The 15,589-nt window shown below is 69.5% G+C and carries 12 protein-coding genes; 4 read left to right on the top strand and 8 right to left on the bottom strand.

Features of this window, described 5'->3' with window-relative positions; all coding sequences use genetic code 11:
- Positions 1-62: 62 nt before the first annotated feature.
- The 3 genes from larB to LL946_RS09495 form a co-directional block, all read right to left on the bottom strand.
- Positions 63-752: a nickel pincer cofactor biosynthesis protein LarB gene (gene larB, locus LL946_RS09505; protein ID WP_404380022.1), complete on the bottom strand. Its 690-nt coding sequence runs from the start codon at positions 750-752 to the stop codon at positions 63-65.
- On the bottom strand, positions 745-1,593 hold the full coding sequence (gene larE, locus LL946_RS09500) for an ATP-dependent sacrificial sulfur transferase LarE (RefSeq protein WP_404380020.1): 849 nt from the start codon (positions 1,591-1,593) through the stop codon (positions 745-747). The genes larB and larE overlap by 8 nt, the downstream gene beginning before the upstream one ends.
- A 77-nt stretch (positions 1,594-1,670) precedes the next feature.
- Positions 1,671-2,762, bottom strand: a complete 1,092-nt coding sequence (locus LL946_RS09495) for a LacI family DNA-binding transcriptional regulator (protein WP_404380018.1) — start codon at positions 2,760-2,762, stop codon at positions 1,671-1,673.
- Between the two features lie 245 nt (positions 2,763-3,007).
- Here LL946_RS09495 and LL946_RS09490 point away from each other — a divergent pair, with 245 nt between their 5' ends.
- The 3 genes from LL946_RS09490 to LL946_RS09480 all read left to right on the top strand — a co-directional run bounded on the left by LL946_RS09490 (position 3,008) and on the right by LL946_RS09480 (position 6,078).
- Positions 3,008-4,027, top strand: coding sequence for a TRAP transporter substrate-binding protein (locus LL946_RS09490; protein WP_404380016.1), 1,020 nt, complete (start codon positions 3,008-3,010; stop codon positions 4,025-4,027).
- Between the two features lie 205 nt (positions 4,028-4,232).
- Complete coding sequence (locus LL946_RS09485) at positions 4,233-4,754, top strand: TRAP transporter small permease (RefSeq protein WP_404380014.1); 522 nt, start codon at positions 4,233-4,235, stop codon at positions 4,752-4,754.
- 7 nt (positions 4,755-4,761) lie between these two features.
- Entirely contained in the window at positions 4,762-6,078 is a 1,317-nt protein-coding gene (locus LL946_RS09480; RefSeq protein WP_404380012.1) for a TRAP transporter large permease, read from the top strand.
- A gap of 101 nt (positions 6,079-6,179) precedes the next feature.
- On the opposite strand, the gene LL946_RS09475 is transcribed toward LL946_RS09480, so the two are convergent.
- On the bottom strand, positions 6,180-7,571 hold the full coding sequence (locus LL946_RS09475) for a mannitol dehydrogenase family protein (RefSeq protein WP_404380010.1): 1,392 nt from the start codon (positions 7,569-7,571) through the stop codon (positions 6,180-6,182).
- A complete protein-coding gene (gene uxaC / locus LL946_RS09470) occupies positions 7,568-8,980 on the bottom strand; it encodes a glucuronate isomerase (protein WP_404380008.1) in 1,413 nt (470 codons plus the stop codon). Before uxaC ends, LL946_RS09475 begins: the two co-directional genes overlap by 4 nt.
- A 91-nt stretch (positions 8,981-9,071) precedes the next feature.
- Here uxaC and LL946_RS09465 point away from each other — a divergent pair, with 91 nt between their 5' ends.
- Positions 9,072-10,370: a lactate racemase domain-containing protein gene (locus LL946_RS09465; RefSeq protein WP_404380006.1), complete on the top strand. Its 1,299-nt coding sequence runs from the start codon at positions 9,072-9,074 to the stop codon at positions 10,368-10,370.
- Here LL946_RS09465 and LL946_RS09460 read toward each other — a convergent pair.
- The 3 genes from LL946_RS09460 to LL946_RS09450 form a co-directional block, all read right to left on the bottom strand.
- Complete coding sequence (locus tag LL946_RS09460; RefSeq protein WP_404380004.1) at positions 10,274-11,344, bottom strand: LacI family DNA-binding transcriptional regulator; 1,071 nt, start codon at positions 11,342-11,344, stop codon at positions 10,274-10,276. The two genes, LL946_RS09465 and LL946_RS09460, sit on opposite strands and share 97 nt — an antisense overlap.
- Positions 11,345-11,512: 168 nt before the next feature.
- Complete coding sequence (locus LL946_RS09455; RefSeq protein ID WP_404380002.1) at positions 11,513-13,909, bottom strand: glycoside hydrolase family 3 N-terminal domain-containing protein; 2,397 nt, start codon at positions 13,907-13,909, stop codon at positions 11,513-11,515.
- Positions 13,910-14,071: 162 nt separating this feature from the next.
- Complete coding sequence (locus LL946_RS09450; protein ID WP_404380000.1) at positions 14,072-15,541, bottom strand: glycoside-pentoside-hexuronide (GPH):cation symporter; 1,470 nt, start codon at positions 15,539-15,541, stop codon at positions 14,072-14,074.
- Positions 15,542-15,589: the final 48 nt, after the last annotated feature.

Here is a 15,589-nt window from a genome sequence, read left to right as displayed (position 1 = left end):
GCGGGGTTGGGGCGCGCCTCACGGAAACGGAGACTCGGGGGCACGCTACCGCCTGCGAGCGGTCAATCCGTCACGGGTGCGGCGATCTGGGCGGCCATGTGGCCGGCGCCGTAGCCGTTGTCGATGTTGACCACGGCGACGCCAGGGGCGCAGCTGTTGAGCATGGTGAGCAGCGGGGCGAGGCCCTCGAAGGCCGCGCCGTAGCCCACCGAGGTCGGCACCGCGATGACCGGCGCCGCCACGAGCCCGGCGACCACGCCGGGGAGCGCGCCGTCCATACCGGCGACGACGACGATCGCCCGCGCCGCGCGAAGCTGGTCGAGCCGCGACAGGATGCGGTGCAGTCCGGCGATGCCGACGTCGACGACGAGGTCGGCGTCGCGGCCGAGGTGGCGCGCCACGAGCAGGGCCTCACGGGCCACGGGCAGGTCGGAGGTCCCCGCAGCGAGCACGAGGACCCGACCGCCGGAGGCTTCCGGCGGGTCGGGCGGCCACGCCACGAGGCGAGCCGTCGCGTCGTGCACGGCGTCGGGGAGGGCCGCGAGGATCGCCTCGACGTGGGCCGGCTCGGCGCGGGTGAAGAGCGTGCGAGCCGCACGCTCCCCCACGGCGGCGGCGATGACGCCGACCTGCTCGGGGGTCTTGCCCTCGCAGTAGACGGCTTCGGGGTAGCCGCGGCGGGCAGAGCGGTCGAGGTCGAGCTCGGCGATCTCGCGCAGCGCCTCTCCCGGCTCCCACGGCACCTCAGTCACGGGCCGCGACCACGAGCGGGAGGGTGAACGCGCCGGACTGGATCCCGGCGAGGTCCACCGTGACGAAGCGGAACCCGGCGGCCCGCACCACGCCCTCAACGTCCTGACGCAGACCCGGCTCGGCGACCCGCGCGATGTCCTCGGGCAGCAGCTCGAGGCGGGCGACCTCGCCGTGGTGGCGGACCCGGCAGTCGGCGAACCCCAGCGAGCGCAGGCCGGCCTCGGCCGCCTCGACCTGGGCGAGCTTCTCGGGCGAGACCTCCTCGAAGTGCGGGATCCGCGACGCCAGGCACGGCGCCGCGGGCTTGTCGGCGCAGGGCAGCTCGAGGACGCGGGCGATGCGGCGCACCGCGGCCTTGTCGAGGCCGGCGTCCGCGAGCGGTCGCAGCACGTGGTGCTCGGTCGCGGCCCGCGAGCCGGGGCGGTCGGGGCGGAGGGCGTCGTCGACGTTCTCGCCGTAGGCCACCGCGTCGAGCCGGTGCGCGGTGACCACCGTGTCGTCGATCCGCGTGAACAGCTCGTCCTTGCAGTGGAAGCAGCGGTCCGGGCCGTTGCGGCGGTATGCCGGGTTGTCGCCTTCGTGGGTCCGCACCTCGACGACGGGCACACCGATGAAGGCGGCCACCTCGTGGGCCGCGGTGCGTTCGTCGGCTGCGAGGCTCGGTGAGACCCCGAGCAGGGCGACGACGCGGGTCGGGCCGAGCTCGAGGGCGGCGAGAGCCAGGAGCGTGGCCGAGTCGACCCCACCGGAGTAGGCGACCCCGATGCGGTCGAACGACACGAGAGCACGCATGACGTGCTCGACCCCCGGTCGGTCCTGCCCGAACATCACGCTCTGCATGGCTTCACCTTCTCACCGATCGGCGGGTTGCCGGACGCCCCGACCTCGACGGCGGGCAGGGCGGCGTCCGGGACAGCTCACGACGCCGGGAGCACTCCGGCGACGTGATCCAGGGTGGCCCTCGTGGAGGTGATGTCCGCCGCCGTGTCGCGGAGTGTCGGTGGCATCGCGCGATGCCCGGACCTCGCCCTCCCCGTCGACCCGCGGACGACGAGCCGGGTGGGCAGGACGACCGGATCCCCCGGAGGGCTCTCCGCGCCGTCGACGTGGGCCAGCAGGTTCTGAACCGCGGTGGACCCGAGTGTCGACAGCGGCGCCGCGACCGTCGTCAACCCCGGAGTCACGAGATCCGCGATGAGCGTGTTGTCGAACCCGACGACGCTGATGTCGGTGGGCACCTTGACGTGCAGGCGGTCGAGGCCGCGTATGACGCCGATGGCGAGCACGTCGTTGTAGCAGATGACCCCGGTGGCGGCCTCCGCCACCAGGGTCTGGGCGGCGTACACGCCTCCCTCGAGGGTGGGTGGGTACTCACCCAACCGACGGATGTGGATGCCGAGCTCCTCCGCTGCGGCGCCGGTCGCGGCCCAACGAACCCTGTCTGCCCACGATGCTCTCGGCCCGGCGACATAGGCCACCGATCGGTGGCCCTGCTCGGCCAGGTGCTCGACGGCGCGACGAGCTCCGGCGGCGTTGTCCGTGGTGACGCTCGGGACGCCGGCCACGGCCCGGTTGAGGACGACCAGGGGCTTCTCACCTGCCGCGGCGGTGATCGCCGAGTCGGCCATCCGACTGCTCGTGAGGAGCATGCCGTCCACCACCGGCAGGGCGCGCTCCAACGCCTCGCGCTCCAGCCGCTGCGACTCCTGCGTATCGGCGAGCACCAGGGTGAACCCCGCCTCGGAGGCCGCGGTTTCGGCACCGCGGATGATCTCGAAGTAGAAGGGGTTGGTCATGTCGGGGACGAGGAGCCCGATCATCCGGGTGCGCGCCCGGACCTGCAGCCTCCGCGCCGGCGCGGATCGGTAGCCGATCGTCTCTGCGGCGACCCTGACGCGTTCGACCGTCTCGGCCCGGAGCCGTCCCGGGCGGGAGAAGGCACGGGAGACCGTGGATGGCGCGACCCCCGCGGCCTCGGCCACGTCGTAGATGGTCGGCAGCTTCCCCATGGCCGAGAGGCTATGTCGCGGACTCCGATGGATGGCAGGGGTTGCCATGTGTTGCCCTGAATGAAGCGGTGGCCGGGGATCGAGTCGGCGGTCACGACAACATCCGGCAACCAGTTGTCACCCCCGGTCGGGGGTTGCGTCAATGAACCGACGCGCTGGGGCACTCCGCCCCATGGCGGCACCACCAGCCGGGTAGATCCCGGCGGCAGGACGTCCACGCAGCCGTGGGCACGAAAGGAACACTCATGCGCAACACCACCTTCCTGCGAGCCGGCGCGGTTGCCGCCGTGGCTTCCCTGGCGCTGGTTGCCTGTGGCTCGGGCGACGACGACGCGGCCGGCGGCGGCGGCGAGAGCAAGACGCTCAAGCTCGCCCTCAACCAGACCGAGCAGCACCCATCGTTCATCGCCCTCGAGAACTTCGGCAAGCGCCTCAAGGAGTCGACGGGCGGTCGCCTGTCCATTCAGGTGTACCCGAACGAGACCCTCGGCGCGCAGCAGGAGACCCTCCAGCTCGTCAGTGACGGGACCGTGGACCTCGCGATCGTCTCCGGCACCCAGCTCGAGAACCTCAACAAGGACTTCTCCGTCTTCAACATGCCCTTGGCGTTCACGTCCGTCGAGGGGCAGATGAAGGTCGTCAACGACCCGAAGACGGTCGGCGACCTCTACTCGTCGCTCGAGTCGAGCAACAAGATCACGGTCGTCGGCGCCTTCACGCAGGGCACGCGCAACGTGTACTCGAAGAAGGGTCCGGTCAACACCCCCGCCGACCTCAAGGGCCAGAAGATCCGCGTGCAGGAGAGCGACCTCCACACGTCGATGATCTCGGCCATGGGCGCCTCCGCCACCCCGATGGCCTTCGGTGAGGTCTACACGGCCCTGCAGGCCGGCGTGCTCGACGGCGCAGAGAACAACGAGGTCTCCTACGTGACCCAGAAGCACTTCGAGGTGGCCAAGTACTACTCGCGCACCAACCACCTCGTCGGCCTCGACTACCTGGTCGTCAACAGTGACCTGGTCAAGGGCTTCTCGGCGGAGGACAAGGCTGCGTTCGACAAGGAGTGGGCGGCCGCGTGGGCCGAGCACACCGACCTCTGGGGCAAGGAGACGGACAAGGCCGTCGCTGCGGCCGAGGCCGCGGGTGCGAAGTTCAACGATGTCGACGCCGCTGCCTTCGAGGCGGCCCTCGAGCCCCTCAAGGCGAAGTTCCTCACCTCGGACGTGCAGAAGAAGCTCTACGAGACCGCACAGGCCGCGGGCTGACCCTGCCCACCGCCCGCTCCCGGGCAAGCACCAACGCGGAGCCGCCAGCCGTCCCGAGCTCGAGGGCGGCTGGCGGCATCGCGCCAGATCGGCAAACAGCGTGGAGGATGACATGAGCACCAGTGGACCCAGACCCCCGGGCGACCCCGGGTCCGATGCACCGGCGGCGAAGGACACCGCAAACGGATCAGAGCGCTGGAGAGTCGTGGCCCGCGGTCTCGACGCCCCCCGCAAGGTGATCGACCGGGTCCTCGCCGTGCTGTGCGTGGTGATCTTCACCGTCCTCGTCCTCATCGTGGGCTGGCAGGTCTTCTCCCGGCAGGTCCTCCCGACCCCGGCCTCCTGGACCGAGGAGACCGCGCGCTACGTGTTCGTCGTACTCGCGATGTTCGGCAGCGCCCTCGTGTTCTCCGAGCGGGGACACATCGCGGTGGAACTCCTCGCCACCCGGTTCCCCCTCGGCGTCCAGCGCGCCATGGCCGTGGCGGTCGAGCTCACCGTCGTCTTCTTCGCGGTCTTCGTCCTCATCTACGGCGGGCTGCGAGCGACGAGGAACGCCTGGGGCCAGAACATCTCGACGATGCCGCTGAGCGTGGGCCAGATCTACGCCGTCCTGCCCGTCGCCGGGGTCCTCATCACGTACTTCGCGATCTGCCACCTCGTCGGCATCCTCGCCGGCGAGAAGGAAGCCGTGCCGCAGATCGACGAAGCCAACCAAGGAATCTGAGACCGCCATGGAGAACGTCACCCTTGCCACCGTCGTCCTGCTCGCGGGGATCTCGGTGCTCATCGCCCTCGGCGTGCCTGTCGCCGTCTCGATGGGCGTGCCATCCGCGATCGCCATCGCCATCCTCCTGGGACCCGAGGGCGCCGCACTCACCTCGGCCCAGCGGGTCTTCTCGGCGAGCAACTCCTTCGCGCTCCTGGCCATCCCGTTCTTCATCCTCGCCGGCGGGCTGATGAACAACGGCGGCATCGCCAAACGACTCATCGACCTCGCCCTCGTGGTGTCGGGGCGGCTGCCGGCCTCCCTGGCGCAGACGACCGTCGTCGCCAACGCCATGTTCGGCGCCGTCTCCGGCGCCTCGGTCGCCTCCGCGGCTGCCGTGGGCACCGTCCTCTCACCCCGGATGAAGGACGAGGGCTACGACCCGGCCTTCGCCGCCAGTGTGAACGCAGCGGCCTCACCCGCCGGCATGCTCATCCCGCCGAGCAACACCTTCATCGTCTACTCGCTGGTGTCAGGCACATCGGTCGCCGCGTTGTTCATGGCGGGCGTCGGCCCGGGGCTGCTCTGGGCGGGAATCTGTGTCCTCATGGTGGCGCTCTACGCGCGCAAGCACCCCGAGCTCAAGAGCACCGCCCGCCCGACGCCGTCGCAGGCCTTCACCGTCTTCCTGCGGGCCGTCCCGTCGCTCCTCATGATCGTCGTCGTCATCGGCGGCATCCTGGCGGGCTTCTTCACCGCGACGGAGTCGGCGATGATCGCCGTCGTCTATGCCCTGCTCCAGGGGCTCATCCAGCGCACGCTCCCGGTCCGTGAGCTGCCCCAGATCCTGCTCGACGCGACGAAGACCACCGCCATCGTCATGCTGCTCGTCGGGGTCTCGGGGATCCTCGCCTGGGTCCTGTCGTTCGCCAGGATCCCGGAGACGATCGCAAAGTCCCTGCTAGGCCTCACCGACAACGTCGTCATCGTCCTGTTCATCATCATGGTCGTGCTGCTCATCGCGGGAACCGTGATGGACCCGACCCCGGCCATCCTCATCTTCACGCCGATCTTCCTGCCCGCCGTGACCGAGCTCGGCGTCGACCCGATCCACTTCGGAGCGATGATGGTGTTCAACATGTGCCTCGGCAACATCTCGCCCCCTATCGGCAACAACCTGTTCGTGGCGGCACGCGTCGCCAACGTCCGGATCGAGCCCCTCATGGCCAAGGTGATGCCGTTCTTCTGGGCCCTGTGCATCGGGCTGCTCGTCGTCACCTTCGTCCCGGCGCTCTCCACCTGGCTCCCGACCCAGATGGGCCTCATGACGATCACGCCCTGATCGACCACACCACCGCCGAAGGCGGCGACCGGCAGATGCCGGTCGCCGCCTTCGTGGTTCATGGAGTCCGCGCCCTCGGCTGGGGTCCGCCGAGCGGGGGGTCAGGAGGTGCTCTCAAGTCCCTCGAGCTCGCGGACCTGGTCGCGGACCACGTCACCTACGACGGCCGGGTCGAGGGACAGCCACTTCAGAACCCGGGTCACTGCGTCGTCGACCGACCCGGCGGCAAGCTCCACGACCGCGTCCGACTGCGTGTCAGTGACCGCTGCGCCGGCGCCGCGCAGATGTGCGACCCACGCCGAGACGAGCCGCAGGGCACCGAGGCTGGCTTCTCCGTCGGCCAGCTCGGCCCGGATGACGGGCACGGCGCGGATCGGGACCTTCTGGGAGCCGTCGGCAGCGATCTGCGCGAGCAGGTGCCTGATGTTCGCGTTGGAGTAGCGCTCCAGCAAGGCCTTTCTGTATGCCGTGACGTCCCCCTCGGGGAGCGAGAGGTGCGGCGATGCGGCGTCCCACCACTCCTCGACCCACTGGCGCACCTGCGGGTCGGCGATCGCTTCGGACACGGTCTCGTGGCCGAGGATCGAGGCGGCGTAGGCCATGAGAGAGTGCGAACCGTTGAGCAGCCACAGCTTGCGCTGCTCGAACGGTGCGACGTCATCGACGAAGCGGGCTCCCACCGCGTCCCACTCCGGCCGGCCACCGGGGAAGCTCCCTGCGAGAACCCACTCGCTGAAGGGCTCGGTGGGCACGACCTCAGGGTCGTCGACGTGGCGGAGCGACAGCACCTCGGCGCGGTCGGCGTCGGTGGTGCGAGGAGTGATGCGGTCGACCATCGTCGTGACGAACGAGACGTGCTCGTCCACCCACGGCCGGAGACTCGGGTCGACGGCGCCCACGAGGTCGGCCAGGACGCGCGCGACCATCGCCCCGTTGTCCGGGACGTTGTCGTTGGGGACGATCGCGATGCCACCTGCACCCGATGCACGACGCGCGAGAAGCCCCGCCACGAGCCGGCCGGGGGTCGTCGTCACGTGTCCGGCCACCGGGTCCGCGGCAAGAGCAGCGAGATCGGCCCGGACGCCCGCGTCGTCGAGGTCCAGGCCGCCGTCCGTGTTGCGCCGGTACCCCGCCTCCGTCACGGTCAGGGTGACGACGACGACCTCGGGGCGGGAGAAGTAGTCCCGAAGGGCGGCGAGGTCGGCACCGGCATGGACCGCCGAGAGGCTGGAGACCACCTCCGGTTCGGGGCCTTCGGGCCCGCGGACGAGGAGCGTGTAGAGCCCGTCCTGGGCGGTGAGCGACTCGGCCGCGGAAGGTGAGCGACCCGTGAAAGCAGCGATGCCCCAGTCGTCGGCGTCCGGGGCGTGCTCGGTGTACCAGGCGGCGTGCGCACGGAAGAAGTTGCCGAGGCCGAGGTGGATGATCCGCACCGGGGCCTCCCGCCGCCCGTCGGTGCGGGACAGTCGGCGCGCGGTGCCGGCGGCGCTCACAGCTTGAACGCGCGGGTCGGGATCGTCGTGACGAGGTCGATCGCGGTCTCGTGCGCCTCGTCCTCGCCGAGCCGGTGCTCGGCAACCAGCTGGGCGAGGTATGCCGCGTCCAGGCGACGCGACATGTCGTGTCGTGCGGGGATGGACAGGAACGCGCGGGTGTCGTCGATGAAACCCGAGGTCCGGTGGAAGCCGGCTGTTTCGGTCACGGCACCACGGTAGCGACGCACCGCCTCGGGGGCGTCGAGGAACCACCAGGGCGCACCGGCATACACGCTGGGGTAGAAGCCGGCGAGCGGCGCGATCTCGCGGCTGAAGACGGTCTCGTCGAGAGTGAAGAGGATGAGCTGGAAGCCTTCGACCGTGCCGAAACGGCCGAGGAGGTGCTGCAGACCCCGGGTGAACTCCACCCCGATCGGGATGTCGTGGCCCGTGTCAGGACCGAACCTGTCGAAGGTCGGCGCGTGGTGGTTGCGCAGGGAGCCCGGGTGGAGCGTCATGACGAGGCCGTCCTCGGTGGCCATCCGAGCCATCTCGACGAGCATGTGGCGACGGAAGGCCGTGGCCTCCGCCTCGCTCGCCTCGCCTGAGAGCGCCGCCGCATAGATCCGCGCGGCCTCGCCCGGCTCGAGCGTGAGCGTGACCACGTCGGTGTGGCTGTGGTCGGTCGAGACACCGCCGTGGTCCTTGAAGTGGCGGCGCCGGTCCTCGAGCGCGGCGATGTAGCCGCCGTAGGTCGAGGTGTCGATGTCGGCGGCGTGGCCGAGCGCCTTGGTCAGCTCGGCGAAGTCGGGGCGCGACGACTCGAGGTAGCGGTCCGGGCGGAAGGTGGGCGCGACCCGGGTCTTGAAGCGAGTGTCGGCCCGGAGTGCTCGATGGTGCTCGAGGCTGTCGACCGGGTCGTCGGTCGTCGCGAGCACGGAGATGCCGAACCTCTTGGCCAGGGCACGGGGGCGGAACTCCGGCGTCGTCAGGGCGGCGGCGATGGAGTCGTAGAGCGTGTCCGCCGTCGTGGCGGACGGCGTGTCGGTCAGGCCGAAGACGTCGCCCAGCACGTTCTCCATCCAGTACCTGCTCGCCGTGCCCCGGAAGGCGGTCCAGTTCTCGCAGAAGAGCCGCCACGCCCGTCTCGAGCCCTGCTCGTCGAGCGCGGTGCCGGCGACGCCGAGATCGGCGAGGGGCACGCCCTGGGCGTGGAGCAGCCGGAAGATGTAGTGGTCCGGCGAGAGCAGCAGGGCCGTCGGGTCGGCGAAGGGGACGTCCTCTGCCAGCCACTCCGGGGGGACGTGACCGTGCGGGGAGATGATCGGCAGGCTCGCCGTCGCGGCGTACAGGCGACGGGCGATGTCACGCGTACCGGGGTCAGCGGGCAGGAGCCGATCGGGGTGCAGAGAGGTCATGCTGAGCATCGTCCGTTCTGGTTGCACGCAGCGTCCACAGGTTGCCACCTGTTGCCGGGCAGTCTTGCCCTGCACGTCGTACCGCGGCGAGAGTGAGGCCATGACGACGACTGAACCTGCCCTGGAGACGCCCGCCGAGGCAGCGGCGCGGGCCGCCCGCATCGGCGACGAGCACGGCGTCCTGCCCACAGAGCAGGTGACGGCATTCATCGCCGACCAGCTCGCGCAGACCGACGTCGACGGCAAGAGCGTCTGCATCGTCGTCCCGGACGGGACCCGGACGTGCCCGCTGCCCATGCTCGTCAAGGCCGTGCACGGAGCACTTCACGGGCGGGTGACTCGGATGACGACGCTCATCGCCCTCGGCACACACCAGCCGATGAGCGAGAAGGCGCTCGCTGCGCACCTCGGCTACGAGGCGGGCCGGCTCGAGGAGACCTATCCGGGGATGACTGTCGTCAACCACGAGTGGTGGGACGAGTCGACGTTCGCGAACCTCGGCACGATCCCGGCGTCGCGCCTCGCCGAGCTGTCCGAGGGCCGACTGACGATGGACGTCCCGGTGCTGCTCAACAGGGCCGTCGTCGAGCACGACATCGCGCTTGTCGTCGGGCCAGTCCTGCCCCACGAGGTCGTCGGCATCTCAGGTGGCAACAAGTACTTCTTCCCGGGCGTCGCCGGTCAGGACATCATCGACGTCTCGCACTGGATCGGTGCCCTCATCACCTCGGCCGAGATCATCGGCACGACGGCCATCACGCCGGTGCGCGCACTCATCAACGAGGGCGCGTCGCTCGTCCCCGCCGAGAAGCTCGCGTTCTGCGTCGTCGGCGAGGCCGGCAGCCTCGACCTGCACTCGATCTCGTTCGGGGACACCATCTCGTCGTGGGCGAGCGCTGCCGAGGTGTGCGCTGCGACCCACGTGCACCACCTCGATGATCCGGTGTCGCGCGTCATCTCGCTCATCCCCGAGATGTACGAGGACATCTGGACCGGGGCCAAGGGCTTCTACAAGCTCGAGCCGGTCGTCGCCGACGGGGGTGAGGTCATCCTCTACGCGCCCCACATCACCGAGATCTCGACGAGCCACCCCGAGATCCTCGACATCGGCTACCACTGCCGCGACTACTTCGTGAAGCAGTGGGACCGCTTCAAGCACGTCCACTGGGGCACTCTCGCGCACTCGACGCACCTGCGCGGGGCGGGCACCTACGACGCCGACACCGGCGAGGAGAGGCTGCGGGTCAAGGTCACCCTGGCCACGAGGATCCCCGAGGAGCAGTGCCGCCGCGCGAACCTCGGCTACGTGGACCCCGACTCCATCGACGTCGCCGCGGAGGCCGAGGGCGGCACGTTCGTCGTGCCCAACGCCGGCGAGGTCCTCTTCCGGCTGCGCTGACCCGTCGAGCGGCGCACGACGAGCTTGATCGGCATGACGACAGGCTCACGGCTGGGCACGGCCCCGCCGATCATGCCGACGAGGTTCTTGACCCCCGTCGCTCCCATCGCGTGCAAGGGCGCCGCGACGGTCGTCAGCTCCGGCTCAGTGATCTCGGCCAGGAGGGTGTTGTCGAAGCCGATGATGCTCACGTCCTCGGGCACCCGCAGGCCGAGACGGATCAGCCCCTTGAGCACACCGATGGCGACGACGTCGTTGTAGGCGATGACGGCGGTCGCGCCCTGCTCGGCGACGTCGCGCGCCCGCGCGAAACCAGCCTGCACCGTGGGGTTGGCACACGGACCCACCCTCCGGAGCCGGATGTCGAGCTCGTAGGCCGCCTCCCTCATGGCCTGCCACCGGGTGCCGTCGGTCCAGCTCGACTCGGGGCCGGCGACGTAGGTGACGCTGTCGTGGCCCAGCTCGGTGAGGTGCTCGATGGCCCGGCGCACCCCACGCGCGTTGTCGACGAGGATGTTGGGGACCTCCGGCAGGCGGCGGTTGAGGACGACCACGGGCTTCTGCTTGGCCATCATCCGGATCGCGCTGTCGGACATCCGCGAGCTCGCGAGCAGCACACCGTCGACCCCACGCAGCTCCCGCTCGGTCCACTCACGCTCGAGCTGGGCGTCCTCCTGGGTGTGTGAGAGCAGGACGGTGTAGCCGAGTTCGCCCGCCGCCTCGTGGGCACCACGGATGATGTCGGCATAGAACGGGTTGGTGATGTCGGTGACGACCAGCGCGATGGTGTGGGTGCGCGTCGTCGTGAGCCCGGGCAGCGACGACGAGCGGTAGCCCAGGCTGTGGGCGGCCGCGAAGACCTTCGCTGCCGTCTCGGCGTTGACCCGGCCCGGGCGGGCGAACGCCCGCGAGACCGTCGAAGCCGCGACACCCGCGGCCTGAGCCACGTCGTAGATGGTCGGCCGTCGCTCCATCCCGTCAATCTATGGACGTCCGGGCCTCCGGGGCAACGAACGTCCGGATCCGTTGCGGAAAGAACAGCCTGCGTATGCCGCCCAGCGCCTGCCGCCCAGCGCCGACGAGACGGCCCGCACCGGGTGGATGCGGGCCGCCTCGTCGTGTCGTCAGCCAGACGCCGGGGGTCAGCCGGCGCTGTCCTCGTAGCTCAGCCCGTGGCCGAACGGGTAGAGCGCTCCGTCACCCGTCTCGTCGTACCCGGGCAGATCTGCCTTCTGCTCCTCGATCGCCGCGCGGGTGCCGGCGAGGGCGAAGGGCAGCTTGCCCTGCGGTGCGAACTTCCCCGACAGGACGTCGAGCAGGGCGGTGTCGCTGATCCCGAAGCCGGCGACGATCGCGCCGGCGTCACGCAGGCCGCTGGCCTCGTCCATGACGAACGGCTGCCGGAAGTAGACCTGGAGAACGACCTTGCTCGGGTCGCCGACCTCTGCCATGACCTGCTGGATCGTGTCGAGGGCGGGCACGACCTGCCACGACTGCGAGCTCGCCATCCCGCTGAAGTCGAGGATGCTCGACTCCCAGGGGAAGGACCCGCCGAAACGGAGGCCGTTGTCGGTGCACGCCCTGGCGCCGTACGAGACACAGGCGTCGGCGGTGCCGTAGGTGCTCTTGCCGTCCAGGCCGGCGAGGCCGTCGACCACACTCGGGTTGATGTGGTCCGGGTTGAGGCCCGTCGCGGGGCTGTTGCTCACGTACGAGCCCGTGTTCTTGTTCTTCGCACTCATCGAGATGAGGACGTGGTCGGCCCCGGCGGCGCTCGGGCGCTTCCCGTCGACGAGGGTGTTGCCGTTGACCACGTCGTAGCCGTAGCTGCGCACGGTCGCCTCGTTGAAGTCGCCGAGGATGTAGACCTTTGAACCCGACTTCAGCGGCAGCGCCTTGCTGCCGTCGGCCCGCTCCTTGTTCTCGAGCAGCACCGCGGACTTCCGCTGGACGTCGAGGCCGACGGCGCGGTGGGCCGCGCTCCCGACGGTGTCCGTGGCGACGGACTCCTCGACGTACGGGTCCTCGAACAGGCCCATGCGGAACATCGGTTCCAGCAGGCGACCTGCCGCCTGCGTGATGCGCTCCTCGGAGAGAAGGCCGGCGTCGACGAGGTCGGTGATGGTCTTGACGTCGTGGAAACCGGACAGCGTCTCCGTCCCACCGTTGAGGGCTGCGGCGACACGCTCGGGGACGGTCTTCTCCTCCAGGCCCCAGGCGCGGTCGTTGATGATGCCGGTGTCGGAGTTGACGTAGCCCTTGAAGCCGAGCTCGTCGCGCAGCAGCTCGTTGACGATCTGGTCGGAGAAGGCCATGCCGGTCTCGTCGTAGGTCTTGCCGTTGTAGGTCACGCCGACGGGCACGCCGTAGTACGGCATGATCGCGCTGACGCCGGCAGCGATCGCGGACGTGAAGGGCTTGAGGTGCTCGCCGAAGGCACCTCCCGGGTAGATCTGCGCCTTGCCGAACGCGTAGTGCGGGTCGAGCCCGAGCTCCTGGGGACCGCCGCCGGGGAAGTGCTTCATCGTCAGTGCCACGTCGGTCTGCGGGCTGAGCGAGGTGCCGTCCGTGCCGACCGGACCCTGGAGGGTCTCGACCAGCGAGCCCATGATGTTGGCGCCGAGGTCGGCGTCCTCCGTGAAGGTCTCGTGCGTGCGGTACCAGCGCGGCTCGGTCGACAGGTCGGCCATGTAGCCGTACATGCCTCGCAGACCGATCGAGGACCACTCGTCGCCCATGACCTCGGCGAAGTCCTCGACGACCGACATGTCACCGACCGTCGGAGCCTTGCCGGTGCGCTTGGCCTCCTCGCCGAGCGCCGCAGCAGCCACGCCGGCCTCCTTGGGGAAGGCCGTGAACGCCCCGGCGGACTCGTTGATCCCGGCGCGGGCGTCGGGGTCGATGTGGTTGCGGGCGTTGGACTTGTAGAGGACCGGGATGCCGAGTCGGGTCCGCTCGCTGAGCTCCTGCATCGAGTTCATGAAGCTCGCGGCCTCGCTCGGGGTCACGGAGGTCGAGGCGCCGAAGCCACCGTCGGTCCCGCCGCACACGGCCTTGTCGGGCGAGGTGACGACGTTGCGGAAGATGAAGCGGTGCATCTTCTGGTTGTTGACGTAGTCGAGGGCCGAGGCCGGGACCGTGCCGCGCTGCTTCGTCACCGGGTCGCATGCCGCGTTCACCGTGTCGATGAGCATGAGGCCTGACTTCTCCTCGAGCGTCATCTGCGCGACGAGGTCGGCGACCCGGTCGGTCACGGGCTTGCGCCAGTCCTCGTAGGTGTCGAGCCGGCCGTTGTCGTTGAGGTCCTTGAACGAGCGCCCGGTGACCCGGATGACGTCCTTGACGCGGGACTCCAGGCTCGGGGGGCGGCCGTGGTTGCCCTCGTCGCCCAGCTCTGCGGTGGGAAGTCCGACGACGGGGGCAGCCGGGGCGGAGGCGGGAGTCGCTGCTGCAGCGACTCCCAGGCTCAGGGTCAGCGGCACGGCAGTGGCGAGGCCGAGGAGAACTCGGTGCCGCACCAGGTGTGGGGAGGGCTTCATAGGGCGGGCTTCCTGTCCTAGACGCGATGCAGGACGTCCCGGGCGGGTGCATCGACGAACCGTGGCGCCCGGTTGACACAGGCTCGTGCACCGCCTGTGAGCCGCCTACGAGTTGCCATGAGTTGCCGTGCCACTCCGGCTGGTCGCGAGCCGAGAGGGCGCTCAGTCGATGACGTGACCGTCCGGGGCCGTGAGGTGCCCCTGCTGCTGCTTGCGCAGTTCGGTCTCGTTGCGGATCTCGCGGAAGCGCGCGTCGGTGAGCGGGTACTTCCAGAAGATGACCATCGCGATGAGGGCGGCGAGCGCCGGGATGAGTCCCATCGTCGCCCGGATGGCGGTGACGGCACTCTCGGGCTGGATGGGGTTCGGCACGTCAGCCGTGGCTGACAGGTAGCCACCCCAGGCGAGGGCCGCCGCGCCGAGGGCGCCACCGACCGACTGGGTGATCTTGCGGGTGAAGGAGAAGAGGGCGTAGGTCGTGCCCTCCGAGCGGATGCCGGACTTCCACTCGCCGTACTCGACGGTGTCGGCCTCGAGGCCGAACATCAGCGTGTTGATGAGGGCGGCGCCGATGCCCTTGATCCCGAGGAAGACCAGTGCCGGGATGACCGCACCCGCGGGGCTGAAGAAGAGCGCCAGGCCACCGACCATGGTGAAGATGCCGCAGTACTGGAACAGCGCCTTCTTGCCGAAGCGGTCGACGAGCCACGGGATGAAGGGTGCGGCGAGGATCGAGATGCCGCTGTTGACCAGGGTGATCGGACCGACCCACTTGATGTCACCGAGGACGTACTGCGCGTAGTAGACCGACGCGCCACCGACCGCGAAGAGGCCGATGAGGTAGAAGAAGCTCGCGGCACAGAGGTAACCCAGCGGCTTGTTGTCCTTGAGGGTAAGCCAGGTGTCGCGCAGGTTGACGCGGGGCTGGGTGCGCACGACCTTCTCGCGGCAGAACCACCAGGTGACGGCGTAGGCCGCGGTCCCGATCACCACGAAGAGCAGGGTCGTCTGGGTGAAGATCGCCTGCACCTTCTCCTGGTAGGCGGCCGAGCGGAGCGTCTTCTTCTCCTGCTTGAGCCCGGAGATCTGCGGGGCGATGACGTAGGTGAGGACGATGCCGCCGAGGGCGCCACCGAAGAAGCGCGAGGCGACGAGTTTGGCCCGCTCGTTGACCGACTGGGACATCGCCGAGGCCAGTGAGCCGTAGGGGATGTTGACGAGGGAGTACGCGAGGCCGAGGACGGCATACGTCACGTAGGCGTAGAGGAGCTTCTGGCCCTGCTCCAGCGACGCCGGCACGTGGAAGGTGAGGAAGCTGAGGAAGAGGAGGGGCACCGCACCAAAGAGGATGAACGGCCGGAACTTGCCCATGCGGGTCATCGTCCGGTCGACCATGCGGCCGGCGAAGACGTCGGCGAAGGCGTCCCAGAGGCGGACGACGAAGAACATCGTGGCCACGGACGCGGCGGAGAGGCCGGCCACGTCGGTGTAGTAGTAGAGCAGGAAGGCAGTGCCCAGCGTGAAGGCCAGGTTGTTGGCGAAGTCACCGAATCCGTAGCCGACGATCGAGCGCTTGGGGAGCCGTTCGTCGACGAACCGTTGGGCGATCTCCTCCTTGGTCACGTTGGACATGTCAATCTCCTTTGATGGCAACGCTTTCGGTGTGGGGTGTAGTGCTGC

The organism is Knoellia locipacati, assembly GCF_044791685.1.
GTDB lineage: Bacteria > Actinomycetota > Actinomycetes > Actinomycetales > Dermatophilaceae > Knoellia > Knoellia locipacati_A.
The sequence above is the reverse complement of the archived record's forward strand: the minus strand, read 5'-3'. Positions and strand labels throughout refer to the sequence as shown.

Coding starts and splice junctions, on each gene's coding strand:
- larE (WP_404380020.1), bottom strand. CDS start 1,593: ATGCAGAGCGTGATGTTCGGGCAGGACCGACCGGGGGTCGAGCACGTC.
- LL946_RS09495 (WP_404380018.1), bottom strand. CDS start 2,762: ATGGGGAAGCTGCCGACCATCTACGACGTGGCCGAGGCCGCGGGGGTC.
- LL946_RS09490 (WP_404380016.1), top strand. CDS start 3,008: ATGCGCAACACCACCTTCCTGCGAGCCGGCGCGGTTGCCGCCGTGGCT.
- LL946_RS09480 (WP_404380012.1), top strand. CDS start 4,762: ATGGAGAACGTCACCCTTGCCACCGTCGTCCTGCTCGCGGGGATCTCG.
- uxaC (WP_404380008.1), bottom strand. CDS start 8,980: ATGCTCAGCATGACCTCTCTGCACCCCGATCGGCTCCTGCCCGCTGAC.
- LL946_RS09465 (WP_404380006.1), top strand. CDS start 9,072: ATGACGACGACTGAACCTGCCCTGGAGACGCCCGCCGAGGCAGCGGCG.
- LL946_RS09460 (WP_404380004.1), bottom strand. CDS start 11,344: ATGGAGCGACGGCCGACCATCTACGACGTGGCTCAGGCCGCGGGTGTC.
- LL946_RS09455 (WP_404380002.1), bottom strand. CDS start 13,909: ATGAAGCCCTCCCCACACCTGGTGCGGCACCGAGTTCTCCTCGGCCTC.
- LL946_RS09450 (WP_404380000.1), bottom strand. CDS start 15,541: ATGTCCAACGTGACCAAGGAGGAGATCGCCCAACGGTTCGTCGACGAA.